The following is a 15,161-nucleotide window of genomic DNA, read 5'->3' as shown; positions in this document are numbered from 1 at the left end:
CCGATCACGGGACTTCCATGCAAGCTCCTTGCATGACCCCAGAACTCATTGCCCGCTACGACCAGCGGGTCCCGCGCTATACCAGCTATCCCACCGCGCCTCATTTCAAGGCGGACGTGACCGCCGAGACCTACGCGTCCTGGCTTGCGGAACTGGCGCCGGATGGACCTTTGTCCCTTTACCTGCACGTGCCGTTTTGTGCAGAACTCTGCCTCTACTGCGGATGCAACACCGCTGTGGCCCGCAGCTACAAGGCAGTCGCTTCCTATGTGGACTGCCTGGAACGGGAAATCGATCTCGTCGCGCAGCACCTGCCCGGCCCTATGGCCTTCTCCCATATCCATTGGGGCGGCGGCACGCCGACTATTCTATCTCCGGAAGACCTGGAACGGATCTCGCGTCATCTCTCTGCGGTCTTCACAATTCAGTCCGGAGCTGAGATTTCGGTCGAAATCGACCCGAGAACCATTACACGGGAACATGTGAGAGCCCTTGCGGCATCCGGACTCAACCGGGCGAGTCTCGGTGTCCAGGACTTCGACCCAAGGGTGCAGGAAGCCATCAGGCGGGTGCAGTCGTTCGAGCAGACGGCGCAGGTCGCCGCCTGGCTGCGCCACGCCGGCGTGAATGGCCTCAACCTCGATCTGATGTATGGCCTGCCGTTCCAGACCATCGAGAGCGTGAAACGCTCCGTGGACGTCGCCCTGAAGCTCGCTCCGGACCGCATCGCACTTTTCGGCTACGCCCATGTTCCATGGATGAAGCGCCATCAGGCTCTCCTGCCTGAGGCGGCTCTTCCCAATGCGGTTGGCCGTGTGGAGCAACGGGAGGCTGCAGCCGCCATTCTCATCCAGGCCGGCTATGTCCAGCTCGGCATCGACCACTTCGCCAAGCCCGACGATCCCATGGCATGCCGGCAGAAGGATGGACGGCTTCACCGCAACTTCCAGGGCTACACCACCGACGAGGCGACGGCCCTGATCGGCTTCGGCACCTCGGCCATCGGCTCCCTTCCGCAAGGCTATGTCCAGAACCCCCCGACGACGGTTGCCTATCGCGACGCCGTTCTGAATGGCCGGCTCCCCGTCGTTCGCGGCGTCGCCCTTTCCGAGGACGATCGCCTGCGCCGCACGATCATCGAGCGGCTGATGTGCGACTTTTCGGTGGACCTCGATGAGGTTGCATCGGAATTTCACTGGAACGCCTCGAATTTCAGGTCCGAGATCGATGCCATCGATGAACTGGCACAGGATGGGCTCGTCGTCCGAGATGGGCTGACCTTGACGATTCCCAAAGAGGGCCGCGCCCTCGTCAGAAATGTCTGCGCCGTATTCGACCGCTACTTCGAAAACGGCGTTCAGCGCCACTCCCGCGCCTTGTAAGGCGCCGAACAGGCGTGGCCCGGGTTCGACCGCCAGGCCGTTTGATCTGCATCAATGCCCCTTCCCATCCCTCTCCTTAAACGAATCTGCTGACGGCGAAGCTCAAGGCCGCGCCGATGTTCTCAAAAGGTTGAAGCCTATGGCTCAAGCGGTAGCACCCTCAAAAGGAATGACCTTCGGCGAGATGGGCTCAGCCCTTGCCTTCGCCGGACTGGCGCTCCTCAGCATCATCATCGCGGCGAAGGCTTATACGCCCGAATACGCCTTCCATGCCTATCTCTTCGCAGCAGCCAGCGTGGCGGCCGTTTTCGCCATCGTGAACCGATATTTCGAGCGCCCAGCCCAATTGCCCCCGCTGACCATCGCCGGCAAGCCGAACTACAACATGGGCCCCGTGAAGTTCGCGACCGTCGCGTCCGTGTTCTGGGGCATCGCAGGCTTCACCATCGGCCTGCTGATCGCGCTTCAGCTCGCCTTCCCAGCGCTCAACTTCGACACATCGTGGCTGTCCTTCGGTCGGATGCGACCGCTGCACACCTCGGCGGTGATCTTCGCCTTCGGCGGCAATGTCCTGATCGCCAGCTCTTTCTATGTGGTGCAGCGCACCTGCCGCGCCCGGATGGCCGGCGACATCGCTCCATGGTTCGTGGTGCTGGGCTACAACTTCTTCATCGTGATTGCCGGCACGGGATATCTGCTCGGCATCACCCAGGGCAAGGAATATGCCGAGCCCGAATGGTATGCCGACCTCTTTCTCACCATCGTATGGGTCACCTACTTCCTGGTCTTCCTCGGCACGGTCATGCGCCGCAAGGAGCCCCACATCTATGTGGCGAACTGGTTCTACCTCGCCTTCATCCTGACCATCGCGGTCCTGCATCTCGGAAACAACGCATCGATCCCCGTCTCGATCTTCTCGCCCAAGAGCTACATCGTGTGGTCGGGCGTGCAGGATGCTCTGGTGCAGTGGTGGTACGGCCACAACGCGGTCGGCTTCTTCCTCACCGCCGGCTTCCTCGCCATCATGTATTACTTCATCCCGAAGCGGGCCGAGCGGCCAGTCTATTCCTACCGCCTGTCGATCATCCACTTTTGGTCGCTGATCTTCATGTACATCTGGGCAGGTCCCCACCACCTGCACTACACCGCCCTGCCCGACTGGGCGCAGACGCTCGGCATGGTGTTCTCGGTCATGCTGTGGATGCCCTCCTGGGGCGGCATGATCAACGGCCTCATGACCCTCTCGGGAGCCTGGGACAAGCTCCGCACGGATCCGGTTCTGCGGCTCATGGTTGTATCGGTGGCCTTCTACGGCATGGCGACCTTCGAAGGCCCCCTCATGTCCGTGAAGGCCGTGAACTCCCTGTCTCACTACACCGACTGGACCATCGGCCACGTTCATGCCGGAGCCCTCGGCTGGGTCGCCTACATCTCCTTCGGCGCCGTCTACTGTCTCGTTCCGTGGCTGTGGAACAAGAAGGAGCTTTACTCCATGAAAGCCGTTTCCTGGCACTTCTGGATCTCCACCCTCGGCATCGTCCTGTACATTTCGTCCATGTGGGTGGCGGGCATCCTCCAAGGCCTCATGTGGCGCGCCTATACCAGCCTCGGCTTCCTCGAATACTCCTTCATCGAGACCGTCGAAGCCATGAACCCCTTCTACGTCATCCGTGCGCTCGGCGGCGCGTTCTTCGTGGCCGGAAGCCTGATCATGGCCTGGAACGTCTGGAAGACGATCTCGGTCGGAGAGGCGGTCGAGGAAGCCCCTCAAGCCATGCAGCCTGCGCTCATCGCCGCGGAATAAAGGAAACGATCATGTCATTCTGGTCCCGTCATAAGATCTTTGAGACCAACTCGATCATCCTCATCATCGGCGTGCTTATCGTCATATCCATCGGCGGCCTTGTCGAGATCGTGCCGCTTTTTTACCTGAAGAGCACCATCGAGAAGGTGGACGGCATCAGGCCCTACACCCCCCTCGAACTCGCCGGCCGCAACATCTACGTGCGCGAGGGTTGCTACAACTGCCACAGCCAGATGATTCGCCCGTTACGCGACGAGGTCGAACGCTATGGGCACTACTCGCTCGCGGCTGAGAGCATGTACGACCGTCCGTTCCAGTGGGGTTCCAAGCGCACGGGCCCCGATCTCGCTCGTCTCGGCAACAAATATTCCGACGACTGGCACAAGGATCACCTGAAGGATCCCCGGGCCCTCGTGCCAGGCTCGATCATGCCGAGCTATCCGTGGCTCGAGAAGACCGAACTCGATGCATCGGCCATTGCGCAGGAGCTGAAAGTACAGGCGACCCTCGGCGTTCCCTACGACGAGGAAATGCTCAGGCATGCCGAGAGCGATATGCGCATCCAGGCCAATGCCGATGATCCGAACGCCGTCGATCTCGCCAAGCGCTATCCGAAAGCTCAATCGCGCACCTTCGACGGCAATCCGCAGAAGGTGACGGAAGCCGATGCTCTGATTGCCTATCTGCAAATGCTGGGCACCCAGGTCGACTTCAAGCTCTACGACAACAAGGCCAACGTGCGCTGAGGAGCGACGATCATGCCAGCTTCATACAGATTCTTCGCTGAATTCGCCCAGACCTGGGGGCTCCTGTATTTCGTCGCCGTCTTCCTGGCGGTGCTGACCTACGCCCTCGCCCCCTCGCGGAAGGACCGTTTCGACACGGCCTCCCGCATGCCTCTCCAGGAGGATTGATCCCATGGCCCAAGGAACCCACGAAGGGCGCCACGAACAGGTCGACGCCATTTCAGGTGTCGCCACCACCGGGCACAGCTGGGACGATATCCAGGAGCTCAATAATCCATTGCCCCGCTGGTGGCTGTGGACGTTCTATGCCTGCATCGCATGGGCGGTCGCCTATTGCATCGCCTTCCCCGCGTGGCCGCTGGTCTCGTCCTACACCAAGGGCGCCCTCGGCTGGCAGTCGCGCGATGCAGTCGTGGCCGATCTCGACGCCCTCAAGCAGCAGCGCTCCAACATGACAGCGAAACTCGCTGGAAGTTCTCTGGAGGAGATCAGGCAGAATCCCGGCATGTTCACCTTCGCCCGTGCTCAGGGTAAGGCCGCCTTCGGCGACAACTGCGCCCCCTGCCATGGAGCCGGTGGTGCGGGCGCCGAGGGCTATCCGAACCTGAACGACGACGACTGGCTCTGGGGCGGTACTCTCGCCCGGATCGAGCAGACGATCCGCCACGGAGCCCGCTCCACGAGCGATGAGGGTCATTCCGGCTCCATGCCTGCGTTCGGCCGCGACGGGATGCTCAAGCGCGAGGAAATCGCACAGGCAGCGGATTACGTCCGCTCCCTGTCGGGCCTGCCGACGGACAAGGGAGCCGACCTGGCAACCGGCGCCAAGATCTTCGCCGACAATTGCGCCGCCTGCCATGGCGACACGGGCCATGGCAGCCAGGAGCTGGGAGCCCCGAACCTGGCGGACAAGATCTGGCTCTTCGGTTCCGACAAAGCGACCATCGTGGAAGGCCTGATGAATGGGCGTGGCGGAGTCATGCCGACATGGCATGGGCGCCTGGACGATACGACCATCAAGGCGCTGACCCTCTACGTCCACTCCCTGGGTGGCGATCAGAGACCCTGATCCTGTTCAAACGCTGAAAGACAAGCGGCCGGGGCGCCCCCCGGCCGTTGCTTGATTTGGATCAAGGCGGGTTGGCTCGCCGCATCGTATCCCATCGTCATACCTGATCGAGACGAACCGACGGATTCGATGGCCGACGCCCCCCTTCCCCATCCTCTTGGAGCGTCCGCTCCGGCCTCGGCCGACGACGCGCCGCTCTATGCTCCCCGCAAGCAGATCTACCCGCAGGCGGTGAAAGGCCGTTATCGCACGATCAAATGGGCGGTACTCGCCATCACCCTCGGCACCTATTACTTCCTGCCCTTCATTCGCTGGAATCGCGGCCCGCATGCGCCGGATCAGGCGATCCTCGTCGATCTCGTCAACAGCCGGTTCTATTTCTTCTTCATCGAGATCTGGCCGCAGGAGGTCTATTATATCACGGGCCTTCTCGTGCTGGCGGCGCTGACCCTCTTTCTCATGAATGCGGTCGCCGGCAGGATCTGGTGCGGCTATCTCTGCCCTCAGACCGTCTGGACGGACCTGTTCTATGCGGTGGAGCGCTGGATCGAGGGCAATCGGCGCGAACGGATGCGCGGTGACAAGGAGAAGCTCACTGTTCGAGTCTTCGGCAGGAAGGTCCTGAAGCACTTCATCTGGCTGATGATCGCCTGGTGGACGGGCGGTGCCTGGGTGCTCTATTTCGCCGATGCGCCGACCCTGGTGTATGAGCTCGCGACCTTCCAGGCGTCATATGTCGCGTATCTATGGATCGGCATTCTCACCTTTACGACGTACACACTCGCCGGATTCATGCGTGAGCAGGTCTGCACCTATATGTGCCCATGGCCACGCATCCAGGCGGCGATGACGGACGAATACGCCCTCAATGTTACCTATCGCTACGACCGAGGCGAGCCGCGCGGCTCGGTGAAGAAGAATGAGGCTCTGAAGCTCCAAGGCCTGCCCGCGGGCGACTGCATCGACTGCAACCAATGTGTGTCCGTATGCCCCACGGGCGTCGACATTCGAAAGGGCCTGCAGCTCGACTGCATCCAGTGCGGCCTGTGCATGGATGCCTGCGATAACGTGATGGGCAAGATTGGCCGTTCGCAGGGCCTGATCGCTTACGATACTGACATGAATGTCCAGACCCGCATCGAAGGCCGTCCTGAAGTGCGTCGCATCCTCCGTCCCCGCACCGGCTTCTATGCCGGTCTCATCGCATTGGTCGGCGCGGTGATGATCGCGTCGCTCGCCATGCGCCAGAGCCTATACTTAAGCGTCATGCACGACCGCAATCCGCTCTTCGTGCGTCTGTCCGACGGCTCGATCCGCAACGGATTCACAATCCGCATCGCCAACAAGAACCTGGACGAGCGCAGCTACCTGGTCTCCGTGGAAGGGTTGCGCGATGTGAGGATCGATGTAGTGGGTGGAGTAGTCGATCAGCAGGGCCGCTCCATCGTCACCGTCGAGCCGGATCAGACCCTCGAGGCGCGGGTTCTGGTGACGAACACGGCTTCAACAGCGGAGGAATCGACAGCAATTCGGTTCGTTCTTACCGATCTCGCCACCGGCGACACTGCCAGCACGAGCGATCATTTCAAGGCTCCTTAAGGATAGATCCCATGTCCACCACGGCCACCACTGGACGATCACCGAGGCCCATCACCGGACGCACGGTACTCCTCTATTTCGTGTCATTCTTCGGCATCATCTTCGCGATGAATTTTTACATGGTGCGTGTCGCCATCTCGAGCTTCAGCGGTGTCGAGACGGAAAGCGCCTACAAGGCTGGCCTGTCGTTCAAGAATGATGCCGCGGCAGCCCATGCGCAGGATGCGCGCCACTGGTCCGTCGAGGCGTTCCTGCAGCATGGCGGGGCCTCGGGCATCACCATCGCGGCTCGCGACGCCAAGGGGCAAGCTCTCACAGGTCTCACGCCCGAGGTACGCCTCGCCCATCCCACGGACAAGCGTCGTGATGTGGTCCTGGAATTTGTCGAACTGACGCCAGGCCAGTTCAAGAGCCTTACCTCCATACCGGAAGGCCAGTGGGATCTCGTCATCGGCTTGCAGCGCGAGACGGAAACTGTCTTCCGCTCCAAGAGCCGCATCTCGCACTAAGGATTTTCGCGTTGGCCGAGACCCTCGACCTTTCCATCTACGTGAAGCGCCAGGACGACGGAACAGCCCGTCTCGACCTCGCCGTCGAGGGCATCGACTGCGCCGCCTGCATCGATGAAGTCGAGGGAGGCCTGTGCCGCCTGCCCGGCATCGTGGACGCGCGGCTGAACTACACCAACCATCGCCTTGCCCTGGAATGGCGCGACGGAGAGCTTTCGCCGGCACGTGTGGTGGAGGAACTGCAGCGGCTCGGCTACCGGGCGCATCCCTTCCGATCGAGGCTTGTTGAAGAAGAGGACGCCCGCCGCGCCCAATGGCTGCTGAAGTGCCTCGCGGTGGCGGGCTTCGCCTCCATGAACATCATGCTGCTGGCGGTCTCCGTCTGGTCGGGCAACGTCACGGACATCACGCCTGAAACCCGCGACTTCTTCCACTGGCTAGCCGCCCTTATCGCCCTCCCGGCCGTGGCCTATGCCGGCCAGCCCTTCTTCCAGAGCGCCATGAACGCGCTGCGCAACCGCCGCAGCAACATGGACGTGCCGATCGTCATCGGTATCCTGCTGGCGCTGAGCGTCTCGGTGCTTGAGACGATCAATTCCGCCGAGCATACCTATTTCGACTCGGTGGTCATGCTGCTCTTCTTCCTGCTCTGCGGCCGCTATCTCGATCAGGCCATGCGCCGGAGGACCCGCGCGGTGGCGAGCAATCTGGCCTCCTTCAGGGCCGAAATCGCTCACAGACTGGAGGACGATGGCGTGATCGTTCTCGTCCCCACCGCTGCTCTGAAAGGCGGCGACAGGGTCCTCGTTCGCCCGGGAGAGCGCATTGCGGTCGACGGCGTCGTTATCTCGGGTTCTTCGGAAGTCGATGAGAGTCTCGTAACCGGCGAGACCGCTAACAGGGCTGTCGAGGCTGACAATCAGGTTTATGCGGGAAGCATGAATTACAACGGTACCCTGACCCTTCGGGTGACCGCAGCGGGTAAGGGCACGCTCCTCGACGAGGTCGAACGGCTGCTGGAAAATGCGGCTGCCGCCAAGTCGCGCTACGTGCAACTGGCCGACCACGTGGCGAAAATCTACGCGCCGGTCGTGCACACGGCAGCCGCCGTCACGGCCTTGACCTGGATCCTGGGCGGCGCATCCATTCATGATGCGCTGATCACCGCCATTTCGGTGCTCATCATCACCTGTCCCTGTGCGTTGGCGCTTGCCGTTCCCGTCGTGCAGGTCGTCGCCTCCGGCGCCCTCTTCCGCGCTGGCGTGTTTCTCAACGCCGGTGACGCGTTCGAGCGGCTGGCGAAAGTGGACACCATCGTCTTCGATAAGACCGGGACTCTGACCCTGCCCACCATGAGCGTGATGAACGCCGGCGATATTGAGCCCGGCCTGCTGGACGCCGCAAGCCGGCTGGCTCTGTCGAGCCATCACCCGCTGGCATCGGCGGTCGCGCAGATGGCTCAGGATCGCCGGCCCTATGACAGTGTCGTCGAGGAACCCGGCCAGGGCGTTCGGACCGTCGTGGACGGGCAAGAGATGCGGCTCGGCAACCCTGTCTTCTGTGGCTGCGGAGGCATCGCAGAGAAAGCGGCCTTAACTGATCCGATGGCCTCCGTGATTGCCTTTTCCTGGGGCGAGAGGCACGCAGCCCTGCTGGTGCGGCAGGCGCTGCGCCCTGACGCCGTCGCGGTCATGCAGAACCTGCGTCAACGCGGTTTCGAGTGCCGCATCCTGTCCGGCGACCGGCCGGAGGCCGTGGCTCCCATCGCGGCTACCCTCGGAATCGACTTCTGGCGCGGCGGATGCACGCCCGCGGATAAGATCGACGCGCTCGAGGATCTCAGGGCTGGAGGCCGCAAGGTCCTGATGGTCGGCGACGGCCTCAACGATGCACCGGCTCTGGCGGCAGCGCATGTATCGCTGTCGCCCATCAGCGCGGCCGACCTCACCCAGGCTCAGGCCGATGCGGTCTTTCTCGGCGATCGATTGAGGCCCGTGCAGGACACCATCGATATCGCCCGCCGCGCGCATAACCTCATGCGCCAGAATCTCGGCATCGCCCTCATCTACAACCTGATCGCGGTGCCCCTCGCCTTCCTCGGCTATGTCACGCCCCTCGTCGCGGCGCTCGCCATGTCGGGTTCCTCGACCATCGTGACACTCAACGCCCTCCGGGCACGCGGGCGCACATCGGCGCCTCGGGCCGAGCCAGCGCAATCCCATTCCGTTCCGACCACGCATGGAGCCTGACCATGGAAGTCCTGATCTATCTCGTTCCCATGGCCCTCCTGCTCGGCCTGTCCGGCCTTGCGGCCTTCATGTGGTCGCTGAAGAACGGCCAGTATGACGATGTGCAGGGTGCGGCCGTGCGTGTCCTGTCCGACGACGATGTTCGGAAATGACCTCTATGACCGACATGCCCCGGGCAGGGCAGCTCGAATGCATCTGTGAGCCAGGCGCATTGGGCGATACCATCGTCCACTATCGCGGAGCGGCGCCTCTTGCGGCAGGCTTTGCCTTCTCCGTTCTCGGCCAGGTTCTGACCCTCAGCGTTCTGCCCTTGGCCGGCCTCTCGCTCGCGCCGAGTCGAGGCTTGGTCACACTTCCCTATGCGGCCTTCTATATCGGCGCGGCTCTCGCGAGCCTTCCCGCCTCGCTCCTGCTCGACACCGTCGGCCGCCGGGCGGCCTTTTCCCTGGGCGCAAGTCTCGGCGTAGCTGGAGGCCTCGTCCTCGTCTGGGCTCTCGTGTCCATGCATTTCGGCGCCCTCGCGCTCGGTGCGTTCTGGCTCGGGATCGCAGGCGGCTTCAGCCTGTTCTATCGCCATGCCGCTATGCCGGTTGCCCGCCAGGGCGGCGGTGCGCTTCTGATCGTCTTCGGCGCGGCAACTGCGGCAAGCCTGATTGCCCCTACTCTCGCCGGCCTCGCTGAGGCTATCGCGGCTCCACAGGTCTTTGCGGGCACGGCTGCCGCAGCCGCTCTGGCCCATGTGGCATCGCTCATTGCCACTGCAGCTCTGCCCAATCAGAGACGTCGTGAGCAGGAACCGAAGACGATGCGCGCGCAGGGATGGCGCTCCATTCTTCTACCGACCGCGATTGGTACCCTCGGATGGCTCGCCATGACGGCCTTGATGGGCGCGACCCCTATGGCCGTCATCGGCTGCGCACCGCCGGAGGCTGTCGTGGGTGCCGTGGCATGGCATGTCATGGCCATGTACGCCCCGTCTCTGGCCCTAGCTTTCGTTCCGCGCCTTGCCTCCCCCGTTCCTCTGTCCGCCCTCGGCTGCCTTCTGCTGGGGGCTGGAGCCGCAGCCTTCACTCTGTCCGCGGCTGCAAGCGGGTTCTCAGCCGCGGCCGCACTTGTCGGCGCCGGATGGTCACTAGCCCTGCTCGGCACCACACTCTGGGTCCACAGAAACGGCCCAATCTCGCGATGGCTCCTGGGCTTTCACGACGCCACGCTGCTGACGGGAGCGGTCCTGGGTGCCTTGGCGGCCAATTTCTTTGCATAGCTGTCTCGGCCGCCGGAAGCCTAATCGATCCCGTTAAATTGCGACCTAAGGAAAACTCCTTAGGTATCAGACCTGAATTCCAGCCCAGCCTCGGCAGCGGTATCCATGAGCCAACGTCACGTTCACGAGTTCGCGAGGGTTCGATGCATACTGCGCTCCTCACTAAAGCCTCTTCCTCGGCCCTCCCTTTGTTCACGCTGGAAGCCCTGCCGCTCCGCAAGTCCGTGGATGCGGCACCGTCGACCGTCGGCTCTGTGCAATCCTTCGCCAAGGATGAAGAAATCTTCGCCGAGGGCGACAAGGCCGCTTATGTCTACAAGGTACTCTCGGGAGTGGTGCGCACCTCCAAGCTTCTGAGCGACGGACGCCGCCAGATCGACGCCTTTCACCTGGCCGGAGACATCTTCGGGATTGAGGCGGGAGACGAGTATCGGTTCTGCGCCGAATCTGTCGGGAATTGCGTGGTCGTCGCCTATCGCCGCAGCCATCTCGCCGCCCTAACCGGGAGCGACGCCCAGCTCGGCCAGGACATGACGATGGGAATGATGCGCTCCCTTGTCAGGGCCCAAAACCACATGCTGCTGCTCGGCCGCAAATCGGCCCTGGAGAAGATTGCCACCTTCCTTCTCGACATGGCCGAGCGTACGGCCGATGACAGTACCCTGGATCTTCCCATGTCGCGCACGGATATCGCAGACCATCTTGGATTGACGATCGAGACGGTCTCGCGCTCCTTCACCCAACTCGAGCGGCAGGGCATCATTGGACTTCCCTCCGCCCGCCGTATCGTTCTGAGCAACAGAGCTGCGCTCGAGCGCCTGAACGCGTAGCGGAGACTCGTTGATCTTCCACTGGGTGCGATCGAGTCTCTCGTTCAGACTAGGACATGTTCATCCTTCCCTGCCGTCGCAGCGACGGCAGGGAAGGATGAGTTTTGGAAGAGACTGAGGGGTGGAGCAGGCCCAGAATGTTGCCAGAGCATCTTCAAGGGCGCGGGCGCTCTTTCATTGCGGAAGATCGGATCATTTTTCGCTGACGCGGACCTCTGGTTCCGCACCATGCGCCAAGGCAGCGTGAATGCTGTCGAGCAGTTCGCTGTCGTGCAGCGGCTTCTCGAGAACGACTCGGAAGCCGGATCGGGCCGCACGATGGTAGAGATCATCGCTGACCTGGGAAGCGATGAGGATCGCCGGACGATCAATCCGGCGTTGTCGCAGCTTTCCAACAAGCTCGATCCCGGTCATACCTGGCATGTGGTAATCGATCACGAAGCATCCACCCTGCGGCAGATCCGGCGCGGCAAGAAGCTCGGTACCGTTCTTGAACGGATGCACGGTCAGGCCCTCAAGCTCCAGGGCGAACCTCAATGAGTTTCTGACCGCGTCATCATCGTCCACGACGATGACCGGCCCCGTGGGCTGAAGCATCCTAGAAGCCTGTGTAATCCTCGATCCTGGCCAAAAGGCACACGCGCCCGGCCAATATCGCAGATTATGCATGTGACCCCTAGCTTCCCTACTCAGGAATATTCCTTAAGGGGCTATTTCGGCTCGATCAGCAGGGCGAGGCGGACGAGCTCCGACAGACTTTTGGCCTGCATCTTCGCCATGACGTTTGCGCGGTAGATTTCCACCGTACGCGGGCTGATTCCAAGATCGTAGGCGATCGCCTTGTTGGCCTTGCCGGCGACGAGCCCTTCCAGAACTTGCCGCTCCCGCTCGGACAGAGCATCGAAACGTCCCTGAATTTCCGTGATCTGGGTTCCGTGATGGCTATCCTTTTCCTGACGAGCCAGAGCGGAGCGCACTGCGGCCAGAAACACCTCGTCCCCAAAAGGCTTTTCGAGGAAGTCGATCGCACCTTCCTTCATGGCCTCGACGGCCATCGGTACATCCGCGTGACCGGTCATGACGATTACCGGAAGTGCAATGCCACGTTCCTTCAAACGTCGGATCAATTCGATGCCGTCGATGCCTGGCATGCGCACATCCGTGACGATGCAGCCCGCCTCTATCCTTGGTGCGTCATCGAGAAAGCCCGAGGCAGATTCGTGCAGGCGAGCCGGGAGTTCTTCCGAGGCAAGCAGAAATGCCAGCGATTTGCGGACAGCTGCGTCATCATCAACCACGTGCACGACAGCGTCACTCTGCATGCGCCAATTCTCCCCGTCCAATAGTCCTTAACGTGAAACGGAATGCGGTTCCCCCGCCCTGCTTCGATTCGGCCCAGATCTTCCCGCCATGCGCTTCCACGATCGTACGGCAGATCGACAGGCCGACGCCCATTCCGTGCTTCTTGGTGGTCACGAACGGGTGGAACAATTGGCCGGCAATCTCCGGAGCCAGACCAGGGCCGGTATCTGCCACGCTCAATTCCACGTGGTCCTCATCCACAGAGCGGGTGGCAACCTTGAGTTCCCGACGCTCTGTCTCCTGCATGGCCTCGATGGCATTGCGGATCAGATTCAGCAGAACCTGCTGGATCTGAATACGGTCGGCAAGCACGAAGGGAGCGTTGAGGTCAAAATCGAAAGTAACCCGGACACCCTGTTCTTTCGTCCCCACAAGCGAGAGAGCGCTCGCCTCCTCGATGAGCTTGGGCAGATTTTCGATATGGCGCTCGCTCTCGCCGCGGGCCACGAATTCGCGCAGGTGACGGATCACTTGCCCTGCCCGCAGCGCCTGCTCACCCGCCTCATTGACCGCATCCCGGAGCATGGGAACCCTGTCTCCCTCCATTCGCTCGAGAATTCTCCGGCAGCCTTTGAGATAATTGGTGATCGCGGTCAGCGGTTGGTTGATCTCGTGAGCAAGCGTGGAGGCCATCTCCCCCAAAGCCGTGAAACGCGACATGTGAACGAGTTCGGATTGGAGTTCCTGCAGACGCGCTTCTGTCCTCTGCCGCTCAGACAGATCGCGGATGAAGCCGGTGAAATAGCGAATGCCCCCAGAATGCATCTCACCCACGGCCAGTTCCATCGGGAAGGTTGAGCCGTCCTTGCGTTGACCGACGACCGCGCGTCCAACACCGATGATCCGCCTTTCGCCTGTGGTGCGATAGCGTAGCATGTAGTTGTCATGCTGTTCGCGATAAGGGGCAGGCATGAGAATTTTGACGTTCTCGCCGATCACCTCGTCCGGCTGGTAGCCGAACAGACGCACGGCCGTCGCGCTGAAGGATTGAATGCGCGCCTGCTCGTCGATGACCACCATGGCATCCGGAACAGTCTCCAAAATCGACCGCAGGTGAGCCTCGCGTGTTTTCAGCGCTTCCTCGGCCGTGACCCACTCGGTGATATCTCGCGTGATCATGGCAAAGCCGCTCTCTTCAGCGCCCTTGACTGCAATCGGTGTCATCGTGACGCGTGCCACGAATGCTGAACCGTCCTTTCGCACCCGGAGACCCTGTGCCTCGTGGTGTCCGCTCTCATGAGCTAATTGAAGATCCTGACGAAGGATATCGGAGCCATTGTCCGGCATGTAGAGAATAGAAGCGGAGCGCCCGAGCGCCTCCTCACTGTTCCATCCATGGATATGCTCGGCGCCCCGACTCCAACTTGCGATATTCCCGACGGAATCGAGCACGATGAACGCAGTATCCGTCACCGCATCGATGAGAAGCTCGGCTGTCCTATCGCGGGTGGATGATGACGGATCCGCTTTGGAACTTGTCTCTGACACTAAACCCCCTCTGCGCAGGACACAGCATAACAATCCTGAGCTATGATCCACCAGTGGTCGATCCCACAATACACTGTGGCATTAACCGATCTTTAAAAGCGCGCTGCCCTTGTAACAGCGTGAACGCTAACTATATTACTTAATGAGGGCCTTGAGTTCGATCTTCCTAAGGTCACGGCAGAATTCGCCGACCACGGATTAGGTCCCTCTTGCATTTAGATTCAAAGCCTTTATATCGGCGCCTCCCTTGTGGTTTTGCGACGAGCGAGCCGCAGGGTTTTTCCCGGACAGGGTTGAACATGAAGTTCGGGGCAGCAATGCCCGAGCTTGCAGTTTGCGCCGGTGTTCGGGTGAGCTTTGATTTGATCTGGCTCTGGCTATGAGCGGCAAAGGTTCGGCGGGATCGTCGGCGGTGTTGCGGGCTCCTCTGGCGGTTTTTTCCAGCATGGGCTGCGGGATTTCGATCCTACGGCACGGTCAACGCAGAAGCGGCAGCGTTTCTGTGAACGGGAGTGCTTGGTCTTTACTTGCGAGAGGCCAAGAACGACGTCGCGAAAGCTTATAAAAACTTTCACGATACCGGTTGACAGCGGAAGCGGCAGAGACTAGATCAGTCTCATCGGCGGCGGGGTTCTTCAACGAGCGTGTCGTCGGGCGGCTTCGGGGCCTGGCCCTCCTGGCAAGGGAGGGGTGAGGTGACCCGCGGTTGTTTTTGTGTCTCTGCGTGAGGCACCTGTTCTTTGACAAGTGAAGAGAGAAGAGAAGCGTAGGCGGCGGTGTCCTTGCGGATCGTCCTTCGGGGCGATCGAATGAGAACATCGACCATGTCTATGCTTTGGTGAGTACACCGCTTCAGGGA

At 61.4% G+C, this 15,161-nt stretch carries 14 protein-coding genes; 11 read left to right on the top strand and 3 right to left on the bottom strand.

Features of this window, described 5'->3' with window-relative positions:
- Nucleotides 1-32: 32 nt before the first annotated feature.
- From hemN to FS320_RS16920, 11 genes are all read left to right on the top strand, one after another.
- A complete protein-coding gene (hemN, locus tag FS320_RS16970) occupies nt 33-1,382 on the top strand; it encodes an oxygen-independent coproporphyrinogen III oxidase (protein ID WP_152713014.1) in 1,350 nt (449 codons plus the stop codon).
- A 139-nt stretch (nt 1,383-1,521) separates the two neighbouring features.
- Nucleotides 1,522-3,186, top strand: a complete 1,665-nt coding sequence (gene ccoN / locus FS320_RS16965; protein WP_152713013.1) for a cytochrome-c oxidase, cbb3-type subunit I — start codon at nt 1,522-1,524, stop codon at nt 3,184-3,186.
- A gap of 11 nt (nt 3,187-3,197) precedes the next feature.
- Nucleotides 3,198-3,932: a cytochrome-c oxidase, cbb3-type subunit II gene (gene ccoO / locus FS320_RS16960; protein ID WP_152713012.1), complete on the top strand. Its 735-nt coding sequence runs from the start codon at nt 3,198-3,200 to the stop codon at nt 3,930-3,932.
- Nucleotides 3,933-3,944: 12 nt separating this feature from the next.
- Nucleotides 3,945-4,100 (top strand): cbb3-type cytochrome c oxidase subunit 3, encoded by a 156-nt coding sequence (locus FS320_RS16955; RefSeq protein WP_152713011.1) that lies wholly within the window; start codon nt 3,945-3,947, stop codon nt 4,098-4,100.
- 4 nt (nt 4,101-4,104) lie between these two features.
- Nucleotides 4,105-5,001, top strand: coding sequence for a cytochrome-c oxidase, cbb3-type subunit III (gene ccoP / locus FS320_RS16950; RefSeq protein WP_152713010.1), 897 nt, complete (start codon nt 4,105-4,107; stop codon nt 4,999-5,001).
- Nucleotides 5,002-5,130: 129 nt separating this feature from the next.
- Nucleotides 5,131-6,600: a cytochrome c oxidase accessory protein CcoG gene (gene ccoG, locus FS320_RS16945; protein ID WP_152713009.1), complete on the top strand. Its 1,470-nt coding sequence runs from the start codon at nt 5,131-5,133 to the stop codon at nt 6,598-6,600.
- 11 nt (nt 6,601-6,611) lie between these two features.
- Entirely contained in the window at nt 6,612-7,109 is a 498-nt protein-coding gene (locus FS320_RS16940) for a FixH family protein (RefSeq protein ID WP_152713008.1), read from the top strand.
- Between the two features lie 11 nt (nt 7,110-7,120).
- On the top strand, nt 7,121-9,358 hold the full coding sequence (locus FS320_RS16935) for a heavy metal translocating P-type ATPase (RefSeq protein ID WP_152713007.1): 2,238 nt from the start codon (nt 7,121-7,123) through the stop codon (nt 9,356-9,358).
- Nucleotides 9,359-9,360: 2 nt separating this feature from the next.
- The gene (gene ccoS, locus FS320_RS16930; protein ID WP_152713006.1) at nt 9,361-9,510 is read left to right on the top strand and encodes a cbb3-type cytochrome oxidase assembly protein CcoS; all 150 of its coding nucleotides are present in this window, start codon (nt 9,361-9,363) and stop codon (nt 9,508-9,510) included.
- A gap of 5 nt (nt 9,511-9,515) precedes the next feature.
- Nucleotides 9,516-10,622 carry a hypothetical protein gene (locus tag FS320_RS16925; RefSeq protein ID WP_152713005.1) on the top strand — a complete coding sequence of 369 codons (1,107 nt, stop codon included), beginning with the start codon at nt 9,516-9,518 and terminating at the stop codon, nt 10,620-10,622.
- Between the two features lie 143 nt (nt 10,623-10,765).
- Nucleotides 10,766-11,452, top strand: coding sequence for a helix-turn-helix domain-containing protein (locus FS320_RS16920; RefSeq protein WP_152713004.1), 687 nt, complete (start codon nt 10,766-10,768; stop codon nt 11,450-11,452).
- A 192-nt stretch (nt 11,453-11,644) separates the two neighbouring features.
- On the opposite strand, the gene FS320_RS16915 is transcribed toward FS320_RS16920, so the two are convergent.
- The 3 genes from FS320_RS16915 to FS320_RS16905 all read right to left on the bottom strand — a co-directional run bounded on the left by FS320_RS16915 (nt 11,645) and on the right by FS320_RS16905 (nt 14,302).
- Nucleotides 11,645-12,049, bottom strand: a complete 405-nt coding sequence (locus FS320_RS16915) for a response regulator (RefSeq protein ID WP_152713003.1) — start codon at nt 12,047-12,049, stop codon at nt 11,645-11,647.
- A 113-nt stretch (nt 12,050-12,162) separates the two neighbouring features.
- Entirely contained in the window at nt 12,163-12,774 is a 612-nt protein-coding gene (gene fixJ, locus FS320_RS16910; RefSeq protein WP_152713002.1) for a response regulator FixJ, read from the bottom strand.
- Nucleotides 12,764-14,302, bottom strand: coding sequence for a PAS domain S-box protein (locus FS320_RS16905; protein WP_162003037.1), 1,539 nt, complete (start codon nt 14,300-14,302; stop codon nt 12,764-12,766). The genes fixJ and FS320_RS16905 overlap by 11 nt, the downstream gene beginning before the upstream one ends.
- Nucleotides 14,303-15,161: the final 859 nt, after the last annotated feature.

It is taken from the genome of Microvirga tunisiensis (assembly GCF_009296175.1).
Lineage (GTDB): Bacteria > Pseudomonadota > Alphaproteobacteria > Rhizobiales > Beijerinckiaceae > Microvirga > Microvirga tunisiensis.
This window is presented reverse-complemented; position numbering and strand designations above follow the sequence as displayed.

Bases quoted from the DNA above. Each gene is read 5' to 3' on its own strand.
- hemN (WP_152713014.1), top strand. From the start codon at position 33: ATGACCCCAGAACTCATTGCCCGCTACGACCAGCGGGTCCCGCGCTAT.
- ccoN (WP_152713013.1), top strand. From the start codon at position 1,522: ATGGCTCAAGCGGTAGCACCCTCAAAAGGAATGACCTTCGGCGAGATG.
- ccoO (WP_152713012.1), top strand. From the start codon at position 3,198: ATGTCATTCTGGTCCCGTCATAAGATCTTTGAGACCAACTCGATCATC.
- FS320_RS16955 (WP_152713011.1), top strand. From the start codon at position 3,945: ATGCCAGCTTCATACAGATTCTTCGCTGAATTCGCCCAGACCTGGGGG.
- ccoP (WP_152713010.1), top strand. From the start codon at position 4,105: ATGGCCCAAGGAACCCACGAAGGGCGCCACGAACAGGTCGACGCCATT.
- ccoG (WP_152713009.1), top strand. From the start codon at position 5,131: ATGGCCGACGCCCCCCTTCCCCATCCTCTTGGAGCGTCCGCTCCGGCC.
- FS320_RS16940 (WP_152713008.1), top strand. From the start codon at position 6,612: ATGTCCACCACGGCCACCACTGGACGATCACCGAGGCCCATCACCGGA.
- ccoS (WP_152713006.1), top strand. From the start codon at position 9,361: ATGGAAGTCCTGATCTATCTCGTTCCCATGGCCCTCCTGCTCGGCCTG.
- FS320_RS16925 (WP_152713005.1), top strand. From the start codon at position 9,516: ATGACCGACATGCCCCGGGCAGGGCAGCTCGAATGCATCTGTGAGCCA.
- FS320_RS16920 (WP_152713004.1), top strand. From the start codon at position 10,766: ATGCATACTGCGCTCCTCACTAAAGCCTCTTCCTCGGCCCTCCCTTTG.
- FS320_RS16915 (WP_152713003.1), bottom strand. From the start codon at position 12,049: ATGCTTCAGCCCACGGGGCCGGTCATCGTCGTGGACGATGATGACGCG.
- fixJ (WP_152713002.1), bottom strand. From the start codon at position 12,774: ATGCAGAGTGACGCTGTCGTGCACGTGGTTGATGATGACGCAGCTGTC.